Raw genomic sequence first — 18,984 nt, 5'->3', positions numbered from 1 at the left:
CATGGCCTCTTACATGATCCTGACCCCGCCGGGCGCCCGCGCTGACGATGACCGGGCACGTTTCGTCGCCGACGGCTTCTCCTGGTGCGCCTTTCTGTTTCCGGCGCTCTGGCTTTTTGCCAAGCGCATGTGGCTCACCGGAATCGCAGTTGCTGTTCTGCAGATTCTGTTAATCTCTCTGTCGGCGATCGGTGGCGGCCTGCTGGCAGCACTTCTGTTGCATCTGGCGCTCGGGCTCATGGTCTCGCTGGAAGGCCCTGTATTCATCGCCCGCCGACTGATCTCCCGCGACTGGACGCTGCGCTCGATTGTTCCTGCACGCGATCTTGAGACCGCCGAGGAAATCTACTTCGCAAACGTGGTCCCGGCCGACCGAAAGGCAACGGAGCGGCCATCTGTCGACTGGCCAAGACAGGCGCCGGCAAAGGCCGGCCCGGGACTTGGGCTTTTTGAATCCTACGGAGAACGCTGATGCGCGTCGCCATTATCGACTATGGATCGGGCAATCTGCGCTCGGCAACGAAGGCCTTCGAAAGGGCTGCACGGGAAGCCGGCATCGCCGCCGAAATCGACCTGACGGACAGGCCCGAACGGGTGGCGACCGCCGACCGTATCGTCCTGCCGGGTGTCGGCGCCTATGCGGATTGTCGTCGCGGCCTTGCTGCCGTCGACGGCATGGAGCAGGCACTGACCGAAGTTGTCGAGCAGGCGGGGCGGCCGTTTCTCGGCATCTGCGTCGGCATGCAGCTGATGTCGTCGCGCGGCCTCGAGAAGACCACGACACATGGATTCGGCTGGATCCCCGGCGACGTCGTCGAAATGAAGCCTGCGGACACGTCGCTGAAAATCCCGCAGATCGGCTGGAACACGCTGCGACTGGCGCGCACGCATCCGTTGTTTGACGGCATCCACACGGGCGACGACGGCCTGCACGCCTATTTCGTGCACTCCTACCACCTGGCTGCCGAAAATGCCGACGATGTGATCGCCGAGGCGGACTACGGCGGCGCCGTCACTGCCTTCGTCGCCAACGGCAACAAGGCCGGCTCGCAGTTCCACCCGGAAAAGAGCCAGGCACTCGGCCTTGCCCTCATCTCGAATTTCCTGCGTTGGAAGCCCTGAAGGCTCCGGCGATCTCTGATCGGATAGATACATGATCCTTTTCCCCGCTATCGACCTGAAAGACGGGCAATGCGTGCGCCTGAAGCTCGGCGACATGGAGCAGGCAACGGTCTACAACCCGGATCCCGGCGCCCAGGCGCGCGCCTTCGAGGAGCAGGGCTTCGAATGGCTGCATGTGGTCGACCTCAATGGTGCCTTTGCCGGCGAGACCGTCAATGGTGCGGCCGTCGACGCGATCCTCAAGTCGACCAAGAACCCGGTGCAGCTCGGCGGCGGCATCCGTACGCTTGAGCATATCGAGAACTGGCTGTCGCGCGGGCTCGCCCGCGTCATCCTCGGCACCGTCGCTGTGCGCGACCCGGCGCTGGTGATCGAAGCCTGCCGCCGGTTTCCGGGCAAGGTCGCCGTCGGCATCGACGCCAAGGGCGGCAAGGTCGCCGTCGAGGGCTGGGCAGAGGCGTCGGAGCTCGGCGTGATCGAGCTTGCGAAGAAATTCGAGGGCGCCGGCGTTTCGGCGATCATCTACACCGACATCGATCGCGACGGCATTCTCACGGGGATCAATTGGGTAGCGACGCTGGAGCTTGCCGATGCCGTTTCGATCCCGGTGATCGCTTCGGGCGGCCTCGCCTCGATGGACGATATCCGGCGAATGATCGCCCCGGATGCGGCAAAGCTCGAAGGCGCCATCTCCGGCCGTGCGCTCTATGATGGCCGCATCGACCCGCAGGAAGCACTGGCGCTGATCCGCGCCACGAGAAAGGCATGAGCCGATGACCCTCAAAGCCCGCGTTATCCCCTGCCTCGACGTCAAGGACGGTCGGGTCGTCAAAGGGGTCAACTTCGTCGATCTGATCGATGCCGGCGATCCGGTCGAGGCGGCACGCGCCTATGATGCGGCCGGAGCAGACGAACTCTGCTTCCTCGACATCACCGCCTCGTCCGACAACCGCGAAACCATCTTCGATGTGGTGGCCCGCACGGCGGAACAATGCTTCATGCCGCTGACCGTCGGCGGTGGCGTGCGCCAGGTGGCGGATATCCGCAAGCTGCTGCTCGCAGGCGCCGACAAGGTTTCGATCAATACGGCGGCGGTGAAGAACCCGGAGTTCGTGGCCGAAGCCGCCGACAAGTTCGGCAACCAGTGCATTGTCGTCGCGATCGATGCCAAGAAAGTCTCCGGGGAAGGCGAAGAAAACCGCTGGGAGATCTTCACCCATGGCGGCCGGCAGACAACGGGCATCAACGCAGTCGAATTTGCCCGGCGCGTCGTCGATCTCGGCGCCGGCGAAATCCTTTTGACCTCGATGGATCGTGACGGAACGAAGAGCGGCTACGATATCGCGCTGACCCGGGCGGTTGCCGATGCCGTGCGCGCGCCCGTTATCGCCTCGGGTGGCGTCGGCACCCTCGACCACATGGTCGCCGGTATCCGCGACGGCCATGCGACGGCGGTTCTGGCCGCGTCGATCTTCCACTTCGGCACCTATAGTATTGGCGAAACCAAGCGCTATATGGCCGACCATGGCATCGCCATGCGTCTCGATTGAGTTTCGGGGTTTCGTTGATGAGTGATTTTTCCCTTTCCGACCTCGAGACCATCGTCGCCGCGCGCGCCAAAGCCTCGCCGGATGAATCCTGGACGGCGAAACTGGTCGCAAACGGCCAGCAGAAAGCGGCCAAGAAACTGGGCGAGGAAGCGGTCGAAACCGTGATCGCGGCGATCCGGAACGATCGCCAGAATCTCGTCGATGAGAGCGCCGATCTGCTCTATCATCTTATGGTCGTATTGAAAATTGCGGACATTCCGTTGCAGGATGTGCTCGACGAACTTGCACGGCGGACAAGCCAATCCGGTCTGCAGGAAAAGGCTAATCGGCAGGATCCATGACCCTAGCTGCGCAAGACATCGAAGCGGCCGACCTCCCGGACAATCTCCAGAAGCGGGATTATTCGCCCTATCATCTGTTTTCTGCCGAAGAGTGGTCCCGCTTTCGCGCCGACACGCCCCTGACGCTGACAGCGGACGAAGTGCAGCGGCTGCGCTCGCTGAACGACCCGGTGGATCTCGGCGAAGTCCGGCAGATCTACCTGTCGCTATCGCGGCTTCTTTCCGCACATGTGGAATCGTCCCAGCTTCTGTTCGAGCAGCGCAAGCGCTTTCTCAGCATGTCCGGCGAGACGAAGACGCCCTTCGTTATCGGCATTGCCGGATCGGTCGCCGTCGGCAAGTCGACGGCAGCCCGTATCCTTGCCCAGCTTTTGTCGCGCTGGCCATCGAGCCCGAAGGTCGATCTCGTCACGACGGACGGCTTCCTTTATCCGAACGCGGTCCTGCAGCGCGAAAACATGATGGATCGCAAGGGCTTCCCGGAGAGCTACGACCTTGGCGCGCTGCTGCGGTTCCTGTCGGCGATCAAGGCCGGCCAGCCGAACGTCAAGGCGCCGAGCTATTCGCACATGACCTATGACGTGCTGCCGGATCAGTTCACGGTCATCGACCGGCCCGACATTCTGATCTTCGAAGGCATCAACGTCCTGCAATCGCGCAACCTGCCCGCCGACGGCAAGATCGTGCCGATGGTCTCGGACTTCTTCGATTTCTCGATCTATATCGATGCCGAGGAGAGCCTGATCCACAGCTGGTATGTCAGCCGCTTCATGCGCCTCAGGGAAACGGCCTTCAAGAATCCGGAATCCTACTTCCACCGCTATGCGACGATCAGCGAAGACGCGGCGCGTGCGATCGCCGAAGGGCTGTGGCACAACATCAACCTGAAGAACCTGCACCAGAACATTCTGCCGACGCGGCCGCGCGCCGACCTGATCCTGCAGAAAGGCCCCAACCACCTCACCGAGAAGGTGGCTCTGCGCAAGCTGTGAGCGCGCTGGTGCCTGTCGCCCGAAAACACACAACGGCTTCGCGGAAAAACGGTCGCGATGCGAGGGCCTGCGGCGCCATTTTCAGGTGACGGGCGCTAGGGATTGACCCGGCGCAGCGTCAGATTGAGCCGGCCGCCATTTTTCAGCAGTGTCGACGTATTCGGATAGATCCGGTCGACGCCGTGGAAGGCCAGACGCCCTTCTCCGCCAAGCACGACGATATCGCCGCTTTCGAGCCTGAAGGATACGGTCTGGCCGCCGCGCTCTTTGCCGCCGACCCGAAACAGGCAGCTGTCCCCAAGAGAAATAGAAACGACAGCCGTCTCGAGATCGCGCTCGTCCCTGTCCTGGTGCAGGCCCATGCGCGCCTCTTCGGAATAGAAGTTCACGAGGCAGGCTTCCGGCTGCTTGTCGCTGGCCGACACCGCGTTCCAGATTTCAAGGAGAACCTCCGGCATCGGCGGCCACGGCCTGCCCGTTGCGGGATGCTGCGGCTGATAGCGGTAGCCTTTCTCGCGGTCGGTCACCCAGCCGAGCGGTCCGCAATTGGTCATGCGCACCGACATCGGCTTGCCGGTCTTGGGCATTTCCGGCACGAACAGCGGCGCTTCGGCAACCACGCCGCGGATCGCGTCGACGATCTGCTCCTGACGGGCCCGGTCCAGAAAGCCGGGGATGTGTTTTATCCCTTTCGGGAGAACCTGCATGAGGTTGCCCTCACTCCTCAAGCCCGAGCAGCTTTGCCGGGACGCCGTAGCGCTCAGACCAGCCGGCATAGGCGACGTCGGTCGGGCCAACGACGTGATCGACGAGATGCCATCGACCGCCCTGGAAGCTGACGAGCGCGAACACCGTCAAACCATCCATCATGTCGGCTTCATCGCGAAAGCCGGTTTGCTTGAGATCGATGGCGCCGCCACCGGCACGCTGCGGTTCGACCTGTGCGAAGGCCCAATTCGGCGTGGCCCGCATGGTGGAGACGACGAATTCGACCGAACCGCGCATCTCTGCCTCGACGGCAGGCCGCAAGGCATCGAGGATCGCCGCCCGCTCCGAACTGCCCTTACAGCGCCGCGCGTCAAATATGACGCGCAAAGGACGCTGTAACGCTTTAAACCTGCTGCATAATTTTATCCTTAAATCGGATCCGATTTAAGGAATTATGCAGTAGCCGGCTCACGCAGCGTCTGCGCGGTACCGGTGGTGGCAAGTCCCAGACTTGCCACCACCAGAACGACACTTGAAAATGCTCGCTTCGACAATCTTGTCACGCGGCATCCAGATCCGGAATGCGCAGAACCTGGCCGGGATAAATCTTGTCGGGATGGGTCAGCATCGGCTTGTTGGCCTCGAAGATCACCGTGTGCTTGGCGCCCTTGCCTTTCCCGTACTGCGCCTCGGCGATCTTCCAGAGGTTATCGCCCTTCTTGACGGTATAGAGGACGGGGGCCTTGGCGGGTGCCGGCGCCGCACCGGCATCCGCCACCTTCAGATCCGACGCTTCGACCGAGCAAACGCCAAGCGTGTTGCCGACGGCGACGACGGCCTTTTCGAACGCCGTCTGATCCTTGACGATACCCTTCAGCACCACCTTGTCATTGACGACTTCGACCTGGACGTCCTTGGTGCCGAGATCGTGCGAAGCGAGTTCCTTCTGGACGCTTTCGGTATCAGGGGCATCGTCGTCGCCGCCAATGCCCAACTTCTTGCCGGCGTTCTTGATAAAACTGAAAAGGCCCATGGATCCCTCCGTCTGCAAAAATCCCTGCGGGATAAGAGAGGGCGCTTGACGGCAAAAGACAAGAGACCGGTGAAAAGATTCCGCAACCGGAAGTCACTCGCCGGTCGGGCGTCCGCGCAACTTCTTGGTCTCACCGCGGCCGGTCTTTTCCTTCAGCCGGCGCTCGATCGAACCGCGTGTCGGCTTGGTCTTCTTGCGTGGCGGCGGTGGTGGCTCCGCGGCCTTGAGGATCATCTCCTTCAGCCTGTCGCGCGCGTCCTCACGGTTGCGCTCCTGGCTGCGGAAACGACTGGCCTCGATCATCAGCACGCCGTCTTTTGAGGCGCGGCGACCGGCGAGTTTCAGGGTATTGGCCTTGATGCGATCGGTCAGCGCGGGCGACGCCTGGACGTTGAAGAACAACTGGACGGCCGTCGATACCTTGTTGACGTTCTGGCCGCCTGGGCCGCCGGCCAGCACGAATTGCTCCGTCAGTTCCCAGCCGGCAAGCACGATGTTGTCGTTTATGTAAAGCGGGTCGCTAGCCATGATTCACCTCGCCCGATCTATGGCACAGAGCGAACCTCTTGAAAACATTCGCCAGGAAAACGAAAAACCCGGCCATCAAGACCGGGTTTCACGTGAATCATAGCCAGCAATGCTTATTCGGCGGCGATCTTCGGGCCTGGTGCGGCATCGCGCACACTGCCATCGACATGCTCTTCGAACTTGGCGAAGTTGGCGATGAACATATCGACCAGGCGGCGGGCCTGGGCGTCATAGGCGTTGCCGTCCGCCCAGGTCGAGCGTGGATCGAGGATGCCGTTGTCGACGCCCGGTACCGAGACGGGTACGGCGAAACCGAAGTTCGCATCGGTGCGCAGTTCAGCCGCATTCAGCGAACCGTCGAGCGCGGCGGCGAGCAGAGCGCGGGTGACCTTGATCGGCATGCGGCTGCCGGCGCCATAGGCACCGCCGGTCCAGCCGGTGTTGACCAGCCAGCAGGTGACGCCGTTCTTGGCGATCAGGTCCTTCAACAGGTTGCCGTATTCCGACGGATGGCGCGGCATGAACGGTGCGCCGAAGCAGGTCGAGAAGGTTGCTTCCGGCTCGGTGACGCCCTTCTCCGTGCCGGCGACCTTGGCGGTGTAGCCGGACAGGAAGTGGTACATCGCCTGTTCCGGCGTCAGCTTGGCGATCGGCGGCATCACACCGAAGGCGTCGGCGGTCAGCATGATGATCGTGCGCGGCTGCGGCGCGGTACCGGTTTCGCTGGCATTCGGAATGAAATCCAGCGGGTAGGCGCAGCGGGTGTTCTCGGTCAGCGAACCATCGTCGAAATCGGGGACCCGGCGTTCGTCGAGAACGACATTCTCCATGACGGTGCCGAAGCGGCGGGTCGTCGCGAAGATTTCCGGCTCGGCGGCCTCCGAAAGACGGATGGCCTTGGCGTAGCAGCCGCCTTCGAAGTTGAAGACGCCCTCATCTCCCCAGCCGTGCTCATCATCGCCGATCAGCGTGCGGGTCGGGTCGGCCGAGAGCGTGGTCTTGCCGGTGCCCGACAGGCCGAAGAAGATGGCGGTATCGCCATCAGGGCCGACATTGGCCGAGCAATGCATCGGCATGACGCCCTTCTTCGGCAACAGGTAGTTCAGAACGGTGAACACCGACTTCTTCATTTCGCCGGCATAGGACGTGCCGCCGATGAGGATGAGCCCATTGGCGAGATCGCACGCAATAACCGTTTCCGTACGGCAGCCGTGGCGCTCGGGATCGGCCTTGAAGCTCGGCAGGTCGATGATCGTCAGCTTCGGCAGGAAGGAAGCCAGCGCCCCGCGCTCCGGACGGATCAACAGGTTGCGAATGAACAGCGAGTGCCAGGCAAATTCGGTGACGACACGGGTCGGCAGGGCATTGTCCTTGTCAGCGCCGCCAACGAGGTCCTGGACATAGAGCGACATGCCCTTGGCATGATCAAGCATATCCTGGCGCAGCACGGCGAAATGCTCCGGCGACAGCGGCTTGTTGTTGTCCCACCAGATCTGATCGTCGGTCGACGCATCGCGGACGACAAACTTGTCCTTCGGAGAGCGGCCGGTGTGCTGGCCGGTGCGCGCAACGATCGCACCATGCGCCGTCAGCTGAGCCTCGCCACGGCGGATGGCTTCTTCATAAAGTTCTGCGGCTTCAAAGTTGTACCGAACCACGTCCAGGTCGGTAAAGCCGAGTTTTTCCAAGCCGTTCGCTGCATTGCGAGTGCCGAGTTGCTCCATGGTCAAGCTTCCTTCGTGTTTGGCCATTGGCGTTGAATTTGGCCGGAACATACTTGCATGCTCGCTCAAAAACAAGGCGACGTCAAAAAAAGAATAATGATTTCAGTATATTAATCGATTTAAAGAAAATTATCGTTTTTTTAATCGGTTGAATCCGAGTTCCCTGCGCCATATCTGCCTCTGAGCGACGGAGTGTACGCTCGAGAGCTTTTTGGGCTTCGCCACAATTTGTTCCACCTTTATACTCAAGTAACGCACCCGTGACTCGCGGTTGCCGCGGATTCGGCGACGAAACCGGTAATCGGCCTCAAATGACGGAGTTGAACACGATGCAGACCATCGCGCTTGTCGATGATGACCGGAATATCCTGACGTCCGTATCCATCGCCCTTGAAGCTGAAGGTTACAAGGTCGAGACCTATACGGACGGCGCCTCCGCGCTCGAAGGCCTTTTGGCCCGGCCGCCGCAGCTTGCGATCTTCGACATCAAGATGCCGCGCATGGACGGCATGGAGCTGTTGCGGCGCCTGCGTCAGAAGTCGGATCTGCCGGTGATCTTCCTGACGTCGAAGGACGAGGAAATCGACGAGCTCTTCGGCCTGAAGATGGGGGCCGACGATTTCATCACCAAGCCGTTCTCCCAGCGCCTGCTGGTCGAGCGCGTCAAGGCGATCCTGCGCCGGGCGGCCAACCGCGAAGCGGCGGCAGCCGGCGGCACCGCCGGAACACCCAAGACGTCCGACGCGCCCTCGCGCTCGCTGGAGCGCGGGCAGCTGGTCATGGACCAGGAGCGCCACACCTGCACCTGGAAGAACGAGCCGGTAACCCTGACGGTCACCGAGTTTCTCATTCTTCACTCGCTTGCCCAGCGCCCGGGCGTGGTGAAGAGCCGCGATGCCCTGATGGACGCGGCCTATGACGAGCAGGTCTACGTCGACGATCGCACCATCGACAGCCACATCAAGCGGCTGCGCAAGAAATTCAAGATGGTCGACAACGACTTCGACATGATCGAGACGCTCTACGGCGTCGGCTACCGCTTTCGCGAGATGGCCTGAGGCGATAGGGGCCTCGAGGACTTGCCATCGCGGCGTTTGTGGAGCATTCAGAACCGATGCGATGGCGGGCAGGCTTCGACCCGCCTCTTGGCTTGGCCGGTGGCATTGGATCCACGAGACCGAAGACCAGAAAAGAACATCGGCGAACCTGCGAAACCCGGCATGCGGGTAACGCGTGTTCGCAATCAGAAGATACGGCGGGGGTGATCCGCTGCAGGAGCGGAAAGACTTGGTGGAAGTCTTGCAAGGCGATGTCGATGAACTTGATGGACGGGCATCGGCCCGCAACGGCCAGCGGCGCTGGGCCTATTCCTTCACGCTGATTCGCCGCCTGTTCGGCAACGCCGTCTTTTCGAGCCTGACGCGACGAATCGTCTTCTTCAACCTCGTCGCGCTCGTGGTCCTGGTCGGCGGGATCATGTATCTCAACCAGTTCCGCGAAGGCCTGATCGACGCGCGTGTCGAAAGCCTGCTGACTCAGGGCGAAATCATCGCCGGCGCCATTTCGGCCTCCGCCTCGGTCGACACCAATTCGATCACCATCGATCCCGAAAAACTGCTGGAGCTGCAGGCCGGCCAGAGCATCACGCCGCTGCCGAGCGACGAAGACCTTGATTTTCCGATCATCCAGGAACGGGTTGCCCCGGTCCTCAGGCGGCTGATCTCGCCGACCCGCACCCGCGCCCGCCTGTTCGACGCCGATGCGGATCTGCTGCTCGATTCACGCCACCTCTATAGCGGCGGCCAGGTGTTGCGCTTCGACCTGCCGCCCGTCGATCCCGAAGCCACCGGTATCGAGGAAAAGTTCGGAAGCTGGATCAACCGCTTGCTGCAGTCGGGCGACCTGCCGCTCTACAAGGAACCGCCGGGCGGCAACGGGTCGATCTATCCGGAAGTGATGAACGCGCTGACCGGCGTGCGTGGCGCGGTGCGCCGTGTGACCGAGAAGGGCGAACTCATCGTCTCGGTCGCGGTGCCGGTTCAGCGGTCCCGCGCCGTTCTCGGCGTATTGCTCTTGTCCACCCAGGCTGGCGACATCGACAAGATCGTGCATGCCGAGCGCCTCGCCATTATCCGCGTGTTCGGGGTAGCCGCCCTCGTCAACGTCATTCTGTCGCTGCTCTTGTCGTCGACGATCGCCAACCCACTGCGGCGCCTCTCGGCCGCCGCCATCCGGGTGCGCCGTGGCGGCGCCAAGGAGCGCGAAGAAATTCCGGATTTCTCGTCGCGTCAGGACGAAATCGGCAATCTGTCGGTCGCGCTGCGCGAGATGACGACCGCACTGTACGACCGGATCGCGGCGATCGAGAATTTCGCCGCCGATGTCAGCCATGAGCTGAAGAATCCGCTGACCTCGCTGCGCAGCGCGGTCGAGACCCTGCCGCTTGCCCGCACCGACGAATCGAAAAAGCGGCTGATGGATGTCATCCAGCACGACGTCCGTCGCCTCGACCGCCTGATCAGCGATATCTCCGACGCCTCGCGCCTCGACGCGGAACTGGCGCGCAGCGATGCCAAGGTGGTCGACCTCGAAAGGCTGCTCGGCGATCTCGTCGATATCTCCCGCCAGATCCGCAGCAAGAAGAAGCCGGTGCTGCTCGATTTCGTCATCGACCGGAAGGACAGCCCCAAGGCGCGTTTCGCCATCAACGGTTACGAGCTGCGCATCGGCCAGATCATCACCAACCTGATCGAAAACGCCCGCTCCTTCGTGCCCGAACAGGGCGGCCGCATCGTCGTGCGCCTCACCCGTTCCCGGTCGCGCGTCCTCGTCTATGTCGAGGACAACGGTCCCGGCATCCAGGCGGAAGACATCGACCGGATCTTCGAGCGCTTCTACACGGACAGGCCGGAAGGCGAAGATTTTGGCCAGAACTCCGGCCTCGGCCTGTCGATCTCCCGCCAGATCGCCGAAGCGCATGGCGGCACGCTAAAGGCCGAGAACGTCATGGGCCCGGGTGGGCAGATCGTCGGCGCCCGCTTCGTGCTTTCGCTGCCCGCGGAGCCGCACGCGTGACGCCGCCGCGGCACAACGTTCACGGCACGGCAATGGTCCTGGGCACGACCGGCTTCCTGGTAACCGGGCCTTCCGGCATCGGCAAATCGAGGCTGGCGCTCGCCTGCATATCGGCGGCACGCCAGATGGGGCATTTCGCGGCACTGGTCGCCGACGATCGCGTCGAGCTCTGCCTGGCGCAGGATCGGATCATCGCCCGTTGCCCCGCGCCGATCGAGGGCCTGATCGAGATCCGCGGCGCCGGCATTGCCAGGCTCGAGACGGTACCGGCGGCGGTTATGGATTGGGCAATCCTGCCCGTCGGCGCGCCATTCGATCCGCGCCTGCCGCCGGAAAACGAGGAACTCCCCCTACCCGTCGGTGGTAGACTGCCAATTGTTCGCGTTCCCATTGAAAACGGCGTACATATGCTTGCTGCTCTGCGTGCACTGCTACCCGAAAAATTAGGATTTTAGCTATAGTTGCAGGCAACCGGGCTGGTTTTTCGGCATTTTTGGCTTGCACTTCGCCTTTTCCTTGCCAAGATGGCCGCCCCAACAGGTGGACGAAATTGCTGCATTGCGATATCTGACCATCAGTGAATTGCGCGTGCAGTCGGAGAAAAGATACCCATGATCGGACTTGTGCTTGTCACCCATGGCAAGCTGGCTGAGGAATTCCGGCATGCGCTCGAGCATGTTGTCGGTCCGCAAAAAGCTATCGAGACCGTTTGCATCGGCCCCGAGGACGACATGGATCAGCGTCGGCAGGATATCCTCGACGCCGTGACCAATGTCGACGAGGGCCACGGCGTCATCATTCTCACCGACATGTTCGGCGGCACGCCCTCCAATCTCGCCATCTCGGTCATGCGCAGTGGCACCGTCGAAGTCATCGCCGGCGTCAACCTGCCGATGTTGATCAAGCTCGCCGGCGTGCGTGGCGAGAGCGACATGGACAAGGCCCTGCTGGAAGCCTCCGAGGCGGGACGCAAATACATCAATGTCGCCAGCCGCGTCCTGAGTGGAAAATGATGGACCATCGCCCCGACATGTCCCTGACGCGCGAACTTCTCATCGTCAACAAGCGCGGGCTCCATGCTCGCGCTTCGGCGAAGTTCGTCCAAACAGTCGAGGCCTACGATGCCGAAATCACTGTGTCGAAGGACGGCAGCACTGTCGGGGGAACCTCGATCATGGGCCTGATGATGCTGGCCGCCAGCACCGGTTCCAGCGTTTACGTCACCGCCAGCGGCGTGCAGGCCGAAGAAGCGCTGAATGCGCTCGACGCGCTGGTGCGCGACAAGTTCGGCGAAGAAATGTAACCGACAATATAAAGATATAAAGACTTCTTTATATCGAGGTTGCCCTGCCCCGGAAATCCTGATAGATCGATCGCACTCTCACCGCGATGGTATGCGCGGGAGGCATTGTCGTGCCGCCGGATGGCCAGAGGGCCAGAGCGGCTTGAAGAGATTAGCCTGGAGAATTTCATGACCACCACTCTGGATTACATCGTCGCCGACATCGGTCTTGCCGATTTCGGACGCAAGGAAATTACGATCGCCGAAACGGAAATGCCGGGCCTGATGGCCTGCCGCGAAGAGTTTGGCGCATCCAAGCCGCTGAAGGGCGCCCGGATCACCGGTTCGCTGCACATGACCATCCAGACCGCCGTGCTGATCGAAACGCTCGCCGTTCTGGGCGCCGACATCCGTTGGGCCTCGTGCAACATCTTCTCGACCCAGGACCATGCAGCTGCGGCCATCGCTGCCAGCGGCATCCCGGTCTTCGCCGTCAAGGGCGAAACGCTCGAAGAATACTGGACCTACACCGACAAGATCTTCCAGTGGGCCGACGGCGGCGTCTCGAACATGATCCTGGACGACGGTGGCGACGCGACCATGTACATCCTGCTCGGCGCCCGCGCCGAAGCTGGCGAGGACGTTCTCTCCAACCCGGGTTCGGAAGAAGAAGAGATCCTGTTCGCGCAGATCAAGAAGCGCCTCCAGGCTTCGCCGGGCTTCTTCACCAAGCAGCGCGACGCGATCAAGGGCGTGACCGAAGAAACGACCACGGGCGTCAACCGTCTGTACCAGCTCCAGGCCAAGGGCCTGCTGCCGTTCCCGGCAATCAACGTCAACGATTCCGTCACCAAGTCGAAGTTCGACAACAAGTACGGCTGCAAGGAATCGCTGGTCGACGGCATCCGCCGCGGCACCGACGTGATGATGGCCGGCAAGGTTGCCGTTGTCTGCGGCTACGGCGACGTCGGCAAAGGCTCCGCAGCCTCGCTCAGCGGCGCCGGCGCCCGCGTCAAGGTCACGGAAATCGACCCGATCTGCGCCCTGCAGGCCGCCATGGACGGTTTCGAAGTCGTCCAGCTCGAAGACGTTGTTTCGTCTGCCGACATCTTCATCACCACGACCGGCAACAAGGACGTCATCCGCATGGACCACATGCGCGAGATGAAGGACATGGCGATCGTCGGCAATATCGGCCACTTCGACAATGAAATTCAGGTCTCCGCGCTGCGTAACCTGAAGTGGACGAACATCAAGCCGCAGGTCGACATGATCGAGTTCCCGAAGGGCAACCGCATGATCCTTCTGTCGGAAGGTCGCCTGTTGAACCTCGGCAACGCCACCGGTCACCCGTCCTTCGTGATGTCCGCCTCGTTCTCCAACCAGGTGCTGGCGCAGATCGAGCTCTTCACCAAGGGTGAGAACTACAAGAACGAAGTCTACGTTCTGCCGAAGGCACTCGACGAGAAGGTCGCCCGCCTGCACCTGAACAAACTCGGCGCGAAGCTCTCCGAACTGTCGCAGGAACAGGCCGACTATATCGGCGTCGGCCAGCAGGGTCCGTTCAAGGCGGAACACTACCGGTACTAATCGTTACCCGGGCAATCCACAACATGTTGTGGCCGCGTTCTTGACAAGAGAGCGCGGCCTCTTTTTTGGGCGGCTCCCTTCCCGGCGATTCGTCAACGAAGTATGCTCTAACCCATTGATTCGTGATGCCGGTGCGGACCTTCGGGCGTTGCGAGTGGGATGTCTTGTCGGCAAGCGGCAAACAGACGGAGACAGACCGGGGATGCAATCGGAACTGACGCGAACCCTTCATGGGATCGCCGGAACTGCGCATGGCACTACAGGGCCGGCAGCACCCTTCGGGCAGATGGGGACGGCAGCGCCATGACAACAGCACAAGAAACCTCATCGGGCGCGCGCCGCAGAGGCCCGGTACTCCTTCGCCGCCTGATGGCCTGCACGGCGCTTTTCGCCGCAACGGATGCGGTCGCCCAGGTCTCGGCGCAGAAGGCGAGTATCTTCGGCTCGTCGGAAGTCATCACCTTCTCCGTCCTCATCGGCGTCGTTTCCGCAGCGATGATCTCGGCGATCTGGCTGATCCGCCAGCGCGGCAATATCGAAGCCGAAAACCGCGAGCTGCGGTCCGATCTTTCCGACGCCAATCAACGCCTCTCGCGCTTCCAGGCGCTCATTGCCGACAAGAACCGCCGCATCGTCATCTGGGACGGGCTGGCTGAACGGGCCGAACTGCTCGGCCAGTTGCCGGCCGAAACCGGGGCGCCGGCGGACGATCGCGAATTCCTGGCGTTCGGACGCTGGATCAAGGCGCATTCCGCCAGTGAGCTCGAAAAGGCGATCGACACTCTGCGCACGCAGGCGCGCAGCTTCGATCTGGTGCTCGAAACACAGCGCAACGAGGTCCTTGAAGCCCAAGGCCGCGTTTCCGGCGGACGCGCTTTCGTGCGCTTCATCGCGCTCAACAACATGCGGGCCGAACTCGCCGAGCTGAAGCTCGAGCGCGATCGCCTCAACAACTCGCTGACGTCCTTCCGCACCCTGCTCGACGCGATCGACCTGCCGGTCTGGCAGCGCGGCACCGATGGAGCGCTGACATGGGTCAATGAGGCCTATGCCGATGCGGTGGAAGCACCCAACGTCGCTGCGGCCATTGCCGAGGGCCGTGAACTGCTGGCGACGGTTGCGCGCGAAAAGATCCGCGCCGTCTCGACCTTCGACACGCCGTTCCGCGACAAGCTTTCGACCGTCGTCAGGGGCAACCGCACATTCCTCGACGTCGTCGACGCCCGCAGCCCAGCCGGAACGACCGGCATTGCCATCGACGTCTCCGGCGTCGAGGCGGTGCGGGAAGAGCTTAATCGCACGCTCAAGAGCCACGCGGAAACGCTTGATCATCTCGCAACGCCCGTCGCCATCTTCGACGGCAATCAGCGCCTGCAGTTCTACAACCAGGCTTTCCAGCGCCTCTGGAATCTGGACATGGGCTTCCTCGAGCGCAAGCCTGACAACGGCGAAGTGCTCGACCGCCTGCGCGCCGGCGGTCAGTTGCCCGAGCAGCTCAACTGGAAACAATGGAAGGCGAATGCGCTCTCCGTCTACCAGGCGCTCGATACGCAATCCGACCTCTGGCACCTGCCGAACGGCCAGACCTTGCGGGTGTTTGCGACGGCCCGGCCGCAGGGCGGCGTCACCTGGGTGTTCGAGAACCTGACCGAGAAGGTCGATCTGGAAACGCGCTACAACACGCTGGTGCAGGTCCAGGGCGAGACCATCGACCATCTGGCCGAAGGCGTGGCGGTGTTCGGTCCCGATGGCCGCATCAGGCTTTCCAACCCGGCCTTCCGCGCGATCTGGGGCATCAACGAGACCGAGGCGCAGCCGGGCACCCATATCCGCGCGATCGAGCAGGCCTGCCTCATGTCCTACGACCAGCCGGACGGCTGGAAACGGTTCTCCCATATCATCACCAGTTTCGACGACGAGCGGCCCTCGAGCCGTGGCATTCTTGAACTCAGAACCGGCCTGATCCTCGACTTCGCCGTCATTCCGCTGCCGAACGCCCAGACGATGCTGACCTTCGTCAACATCACCGACAGTGTGCGGGTCGAACGGGCCCTGACCGAGAAGAACGATGCGCTGCGCAAGGCGGATGCGCTGAAGAACGACTTCGTTCATCACGTGTCCTACGAGCTGCGCTCGCCGCTCACCAACATCATCGGTTTTGCCGATCTGCTGAAGACGCCTGCCTTCGGCGACCTCAACGATCGCCAGGCGGAATATGTCGACCACATCGCCACGTCCTCGTCGCTGCTTCTGACCATCGTCAACGACATTCTCGACCTTGCCACCGTCGATGCCGGCATCGTCGAGCTCGACATGTCGGAGATCAATCTCACCGACTTCCTCGACGACATCGCCCACCAGATGGCGGACCGGCTGGTCGAAGGCGGCGTGACGCTGCGCGTTGCGGCACCCGACAACCTCGGTCGCATGGTCGCCGACCAGCAGCGGCTGAAGCAGATCTTCATCAAGCTTTTGACCAACGCCGCCAACTTTGCACCTGACGGTAGCGTCATCGAACTGACCTGCCGGCGCGAAGGTGGAGACTTCGTCTTCTCCGTTTCAGACAGCGGACCAGGCATCCCCCAGGATGTGCTCGATACGGTGTTCAACCGCTTCGAAAGCCACGGCCAGCGCGGCGGCGCCGGCCTCGGCCTTTCGATCGTCGAGAGCTTCGTCAGCCTTCACCACGGCACCGTATCGATCCGCAGCCACGAGGGCGAAGGCACCGAGGTGAGCTGCCGCATTCCTTCGGCGGAGATCCCGAAGATCGTCGCGGCGGAATAATGCAACCGATCGAACGCTTCCTGAAGGACGAGGCCGCCACGATCCGGCTCGGCGAAGACCTGGCTCTGGCGCTGAAGGTGGGCGACTGCCTTGCCCTGTCGGGCGATCTTGGCGCCGGCAAGTCGACGCTGGCACGCGCCTTCCTGCGCGCCGTTGCCGATGACGATGGCCTGGAAGTCCCGAGCCCGACCTTTACGCTTGTGCAGAGTTACGAGCTTCGCATTCCCGTGGCGCATTTCGATCTCTATCGCCTCGCCGACGCCAGCGAACTCGACGAACTCGGCTTCGATGAAGCGCTGTCTCTCGGCATCTGCCTGGTCGAATGGCCCGAGCGAGCCGATGAGGCGTTGCCCGTGAGCAGGATCGTGCTGTCGATCACCCATGAGGCGTCCGGACGGACCGTCAGCATCGCCGGCCCCGAGGATGCCCAGCAGCGCATTGCGCGCTCGCTGGCGATCCGCGACTTCCTTGCACAAAACGGTTTTGTGGACGCGCGGCGACGGCACCTGAGCGGCGATGCCTCGGTGCGGGCATACGAGCGCGTCGACGGCCGAGACGGCCTTCCAGCCAGGATCCTGATGGATGCGGCACGGCACAAGCCCGGTCCCATCCTGGAGGACGGCAAGTACTACCAGCAACTCGCGCATCTCGCCGAGGATGTGATCCCCTTCGTCGCCATCGACGAGCTCCTGAGAGAACGGGGCTTTGCGGCGCCGGCGATCTACGCACGCGATCTCGACCAGGGAATTTTGCTGATCGAAGACCTCGGTTCCGAAGGCGTCCTTGACGATGCCGGAAGGCCGATCGAGGCACGCTACGTCGAAGGCGCGCGGTTGCTCGCCAGGCTTCATGCCACACCGGCAAGGCGCGATATCACGCTCTCTGGCGGCGTCGAGCACCATATCCCTGATTTCGACCGGACGGCGATGAAGATCGAGACGCGGCTGCTCACCGACTGGTACCTGCCGTGGAAACGCGGCGAGCCGGCGACGGAACAGGAAAAGCAGGAATACGCCGCGATCTGGGACGATCTCATCGACCTCCTCGAGACGTCCGAGAAGAACCTGCTGCTGCGCGACTTTCATTCGCCGAACATCATCTGGCGTCCCGAACACAAAGGTATCCAACGTATCGGCCTGATCGATTTTCAGGATGCGATGATCGGCCCGACGGCCTATGACGTGGCGTCGCTGGTGCAGGACGCCCGGGTGACGATCGAGCCGGCGTTGGCGAGCCGAATGATGGATGCCTATCTCGGCGATCGCCGCGCCGCCGGCCCGTTCGACGAAGCCCTGTTCCTTCGCGACTGGCATCTGATGTCGGCGCAGCGCAACTGCAAGCTTGTCGGCATCTGGGTGCGGCTGATGCAGCGGGACGGTAAACCCGGCTACATGAAACATATGCCGCGCACTTTCGCCTATCTCGAAGTCGCCCTCCTGCACGAAGCGCTGAAACCCTTGCGCGACTGGTGTATGAAGACGGGAATCATCGTTCCCGAATCAGCGAACTGACAGAGAAGCAATGTCGATCAGCAATGCGATGGTGCTCGCGGCGGGCCTCGGTACCCGCCTACGCCCGATCACCAACACTATCCCGAAGCCATTGGTGAAGATCGCCGGCAAGCCGATGATCGATTATGTTCTCGATCTGCTGGTGAACGCTGGCGTCACCAGGGCAGCCGTCAACGTCCACCATTTCGCCGACCAGATGGAGGCGCATCTGGCACAGCGCGCGGCGCCCGAGATCGTGATCTCCGACGAACGCGACACGCTGATGAATTCGGGCGGTGGCCTGGTCAAGGGCTTGAAGCTGCTTGCCGATGGGCCTGTTCTGGTGATGAACGCCGATCTCTTCTGGGTCGGCGAGGATACGGGCGAGCCCAGCAATCTCCAACGGCTCGCCGGCTTCTTCGATCCGGACCGCATGGATATGGCGCTGCTTTGCGTGCGCGACGAGGATACCACCGGACACAACGGCAAGAAGGACTTCTCGCTCGGCACCGATGGCCGCCTGGTCCGCTATGCCGAGGGCATGGACAATCCCGTCGTCTATGCCGGCGCGATCGCGCTCGATAAGAAACTGTTTGCCGATGCGCCGGACGATGCGTTCAACCTGAACATCTATTTCGATCGGGCGATTGCCGCAGGGCGACTGTTCGGCATTGTGCTCAACGGCCACTGGATGACGGTGGGCACGCCGGAGGCAATCGAAGACGCTGAAGCCGCGATCCGTCGCTGTCAGCCGGGAGGGTGAGC

Annotated in this window: 20 protein-coding genes; 15 read left to right on the top strand and 5 right to left on the bottom strand. The window is 62.2% G+C overall.

Annotated elements, in window-relative coordinates:
• Nucleotide 1 precedes the first annotated feature (1 nt).
• Genes BC360_RS09780 through coaA form a run of 6 tightly spaced genes read left to right on the top strand, consistent with a single transcriptional unit; the run spans nucleotide 2 to nucleotide 4,005 of the window.
• Nucleotides 2-472, top strand: a complete 471-nt coding sequence (locus tag BC360_RS09780; RefSeq protein WP_065781648.1) for a DUF2628 domain-containing protein — start codon at nucleotides 2-4, stop codon at nucleotides 470-472.
• Entirely contained in the window at nucleotides 472-1,122 is a 651-nt protein-coding gene (hisH, locus tag BC360_RS09775; RefSeq protein ID WP_065795089.1) for an imidazole glycerol phosphate synthase subunit HisH, read from the top strand. Before BC360_RS09780 ends, hisH begins: the two co-directional genes overlap by 1 nt.
• 31 nt (nucleotides 1,123-1,153) lie before the next feature.
• Nucleotides 1,154-1,891: a 1-(5-phosphoribosyl)-5-[(5-phosphoribosylamino)methylideneamino]imidazole-4-carboxamide isomerase gene (hisA, locus tag BC360_RS09770; protein WP_065795088.1), complete on the top strand. Its 738-nt coding sequence runs from the start codon at nucleotides 1,154-1,156 to the stop codon at nucleotides 1,889-1,891.
• A gap of 4 nt (nucleotides 1,892-1,895) precedes the next feature.
• Nucleotides 1,896-2,672, top strand: a complete 777-nt coding sequence (gene hisF / locus BC360_RS09765) for an imidazole glycerol phosphate synthase subunit HisF (RefSeq protein ID WP_065795087.1) — start codon at nucleotides 1,896-1,898, stop codon at nucleotides 2,670-2,672.
• A gap of 17 nt (nucleotides 2,673-2,689) precedes the next feature.
• Nucleotides 2,690-3,013, top strand: coding sequence for a phosphoribosyl-ATP diphosphatase (locus BC360_RS09760; RefSeq protein ID WP_053251203.1), 324 nt, complete (start codon nucleotides 2,690-2,692; stop codon nucleotides 3,011-3,013).
• Nucleotides 3,010-4,005, top strand: a complete 996-nt coding sequence (gene coaA, locus BC360_RS09755) for a type I pantothenate kinase (protein WP_053251202.1) — start codon at nucleotides 3,010-3,012, stop codon at nucleotides 4,003-4,005. Before BC360_RS09760 ends, coaA begins: the two co-directional genes overlap by 4 nt.
• A 95-nt stretch (nucleotides 4,006-4,100) precedes the next feature.
• Here the strand turns inward: coaA and BC360_RS09750 are convergent, their stop codons facing one another.
• The 5 genes from BC360_RS09750 to BC360_RS09730 form a co-directional block, all read right to left on the bottom strand.
• Entirely contained in the window at nucleotides 4,101-4,712 is a 612-nt protein-coding gene (locus tag BC360_RS09750; RefSeq protein WP_065795086.1) for an alpha-ketoglutarate-dependent dioxygenase AlkB family protein, read from the bottom strand.
• Nucleotides 4,713-4,722: 10 nt separating this feature from the next.
• A complete protein-coding gene (locus BC360_RS09745; RefSeq protein WP_208858170.1) occupies nucleotides 4,723-5,010 on the bottom strand; it encodes a hypothetical protein in 288 nt (95 codons plus the stop codon).
• A gap of 262 nt (nucleotides 5,011-5,272) precedes the next feature.
• On the bottom strand, nucleotides 5,273-5,746 hold the full coding sequence (gene lysM / locus BC360_RS09740) for a peptidoglycan-binding protein LysM (protein ID WP_065795084.1): 474 nt from the start codon (nucleotides 5,744-5,746) through the stop codon (nucleotides 5,273-5,275).
• 93 nt (nucleotides 5,747-5,839) lie between these two features.
• Nucleotides 5,840-6,274 carry an alternative ribosome rescue aminoacyl-tRNA hydrolase ArfB gene (gene arfB / locus BC360_RS09735; protein WP_065795083.1) on the bottom strand — a complete coding sequence of 145 codons (435 nt, stop codon included), beginning with the start codon at nucleotides 6,272-6,274 and terminating at the stop codon, nucleotides 5,840-5,842.
• Nucleotides 6,275-6,387: 113 nt separating this feature from the next.
• A complete protein-coding gene (locus BC360_RS09730) occupies nucleotides 6,388-7,998 on the bottom strand; it encodes a phosphoenolpyruvate carboxykinase (protein ID WP_065781616.1) in 1,611 nt (536 codons plus the stop codon).
• Between the two features lie 329 nt (nucleotides 7,999-8,327).
• Between BC360_RS09730 and chvI the strand changes: the two genes are divergently transcribed.
• The 9 genes from chvI to BC360_RS09685 all read left to right on the top strand — a co-directional run bounded on the left by chvI (nucleotide 8,328) and on the right by BC360_RS09685 (nucleotide 18,982).
• Nucleotides 8,328-9,056 (top strand): two-component system response regulator ChvI, encoded by a 729-nt coding sequence (gene chvI / locus BC360_RS09725; protein WP_139109983.1) that lies wholly within the window; start codon nucleotides 8,328-8,330, stop codon nucleotides 9,054-9,056.
• Between the two features lie 229 nt (nucleotides 9,057-9,285).
• Nucleotides 9,286-11,073, top strand: coding sequence for a sensor histidine kinase (locus BC360_RS09720; protein ID WP_065795082.1), 1,788 nt, complete (start codon nucleotides 9,286-9,288; stop codon nucleotides 11,071-11,073).
• Nucleotides 11,070-11,528, top strand: coding sequence for an HPr kinase/phosphorylase (locus BC360_RS09715; RefSeq protein ID WP_083222504.1), 459 nt, complete (start codon nucleotides 11,070-11,072; stop codon nucleotides 11,526-11,528). The genes BC360_RS09720 and BC360_RS09715 overlap by 4 nt, the downstream gene beginning before the upstream one ends.
• A 156-nt stretch (nucleotides 11,529-11,684) precedes the next feature.
• A complete protein-coding gene (locus tag BC360_RS09710; protein ID WP_025425343.1) occupies nucleotides 11,685-12,086 on the top strand; it encodes a PTS sugar transporter subunit IIA in 402 nt (133 codons plus the stop codon).
• A complete protein-coding gene (locus tag BC360_RS09705; protein ID WP_065795081.1) occupies nucleotides 12,083-12,376 on the top strand; it encodes an HPr family phosphocarrier protein in 294 nt (97 codons plus the stop codon). Before BC360_RS09710 ends, BC360_RS09705 begins: the two co-directional genes overlap by 4 nt.
• 168 nt (nucleotides 12,377-12,544) lie before the next feature.
• Entirely contained in the window at nucleotides 12,545-13,945 is a 1,401-nt protein-coding gene (gene ahcY / locus BC360_RS09700) for an adenosylhomocysteinase (RefSeq protein ID WP_065781612.1), read from the top strand.
• Nucleotides 13,946-14,248: 303 nt separating this feature from the next.
• The gene (locus BC360_RS09695; protein WP_065795080.1) at nucleotides 14,249-16,729 is read left to right on the top strand and encodes a PAS domain-containing sensor histidine kinase; all 2,481 of its coding nucleotides are present in this window, start codon (nucleotides 14,249-14,251) and stop codon (nucleotides 16,727-16,729) included.
• Complete coding sequence (tsaE, locus tag BC360_RS09690; RefSeq protein WP_065795079.1) at nucleotides 16,729-18,240, top strand: tRNA (adenosine(37)-N6)-threonylcarbamoyltransferase complex ATPase subunit type 1 TsaE; 1,512 nt, start codon at nucleotides 16,729-16,731, stop codon at nucleotides 18,238-18,240. Before BC360_RS09695 ends, tsaE begins: the two co-directional genes overlap by 1 nt.
• A gap of 10 nt (nucleotides 18,241-18,250) precedes the next feature.
• Entirely contained in the window at nucleotides 18,251-18,982 is a 732-nt protein-coding gene (locus tag BC360_RS09685) for a nucleotidyltransferase family protein (protein ID WP_065795078.1), read from the top strand.
• Nucleotides 18,983-18,984: the final 2 nt, after the last annotated feature.

This window comes from Ensifer sp. LC163 (genome assembly GCF_001695855.1).
Classification (GTDB): Bacteria; Pseudomonadota; Alphaproteobacteria; order Rhizobiales; family Rhizobiaceae; genus Ensifer.
This window is presented reverse-complemented; position numbering and strand designations above follow the sequence as displayed.

Excerpts from the sequence above, each read along its gene's own strand:
- lysM (WP_065795084.1), bottom strand. The coding sequence starts at position 5,746 with ATGGGCCTTTTCAGTTTTATCAAGAACGCCGGCAAGAAGTTGGGCATT.
- BC360_RS09685 (WP_065795078.1), top strand. The coding sequence starts at position 18,251 with ATGTCGATCAGCAATGCGATGGTGCTCGCGGCGGGCCTCGGTACCCGC.
- chvI (WP_139109983.1), top strand. The coding sequence starts at position 8,328 with ATGCAGACCATCGCGCTTGTCGATGATGACCGGAATATCCTGACGTCC.
- tsaE (WP_065795079.1), top strand. The coding sequence starts at position 16,729 with ATGCAACCGATCGAACGCTTCCTGAAGGACGAGGCCGCCACGATCCGG.
- coaA (WP_053251202.1), top strand. The coding sequence starts at position 3,010 with ATGACCCTAGCTGCGCAAGACATCGAAGCGGCCGACCTCCCGGACAAT.
- hisA (WP_065795088.1), top strand. The coding sequence starts at position 1,154 with ATGATCCTTTTCCCCGCTATCGACCTGAAAGACGGGCAATGCGTGCGC.
- BC360_RS09695 (WP_065795080.1), top strand. The coding sequence starts at position 14,249 with ATGACAACAGCACAAGAAACCTCATCGGGCGCGCGCCGCAGAGGCCCG.
- BC360_RS09750 (WP_065795086.1), bottom strand. The coding sequence starts at position 4,712 with ATGCAGGTTCTCCCGAAAGGGATAAAACACATCCCCGGCTTTCTGGAC.
- hisH (WP_065795089.1), top strand. The coding sequence starts at position 472 with ATGCGCGTCGCCATTATCGACTATGGATCGGGCAATCTGCGCTCGGCA.
- BC360_RS09760 (WP_053251203.1), top strand. The coding sequence starts at position 2,690 with ATGAGTGATTTTTCCCTTTCCGACCTCGAGACCATCGTCGCCGCGCGC.
- BC360_RS09710 (WP_025425343.1), top strand. The coding sequence starts at position 11,685 with ATGATCGGACTTGTGCTTGTCACCCATGGCAAGCTGGCTGAGGAATTC.
- ahcY (WP_065781612.1), top strand. The coding sequence starts at position 12,545 with ATGACCACCACTCTGGATTACATCGTCGCCGACATCGGTCTTGCCGAT.
- hisF (WP_065795087.1), top strand. The coding sequence starts at position 1,896 with ATGACCCTCAAAGCCCGCGTTATCCCCTGCCTCGACGTCAAGGACGGT.
- BC360_RS09780 (WP_065781648.1), top strand. The coding sequence starts at position 2 with ATGGCCTCTTACATGATCCTGACCCCGCCGGGCGCCCGCGCTGACGAT.
- BC360_RS09745 (WP_208858170.1), bottom strand. The coding sequence starts at position 5,010 with ATGCGCGGTTCGGTCGAATTCGTCGTCTCCACCATGCGGGCCACGCCG.
- arfB (WP_065795083.1), bottom strand. The coding sequence starts at position 6,274 with ATGGCTAGCGACCCGCTTTACATAAACGACAACATCGTGCTTGCCGGC.
- BC360_RS09730 (WP_065781616.1), bottom strand. The coding sequence starts at position 7,998 with ATGGAGCAACTCGGCACTCGCAATGCAGCGAACGGCTTGGAAAAACTC.
- BC360_RS09705 (WP_065795081.1), top strand. The coding sequence starts at position 12,083 with ATGATGGACCATCGCCCCGACATGTCCCTGACGCGCGAACTTCTCATC.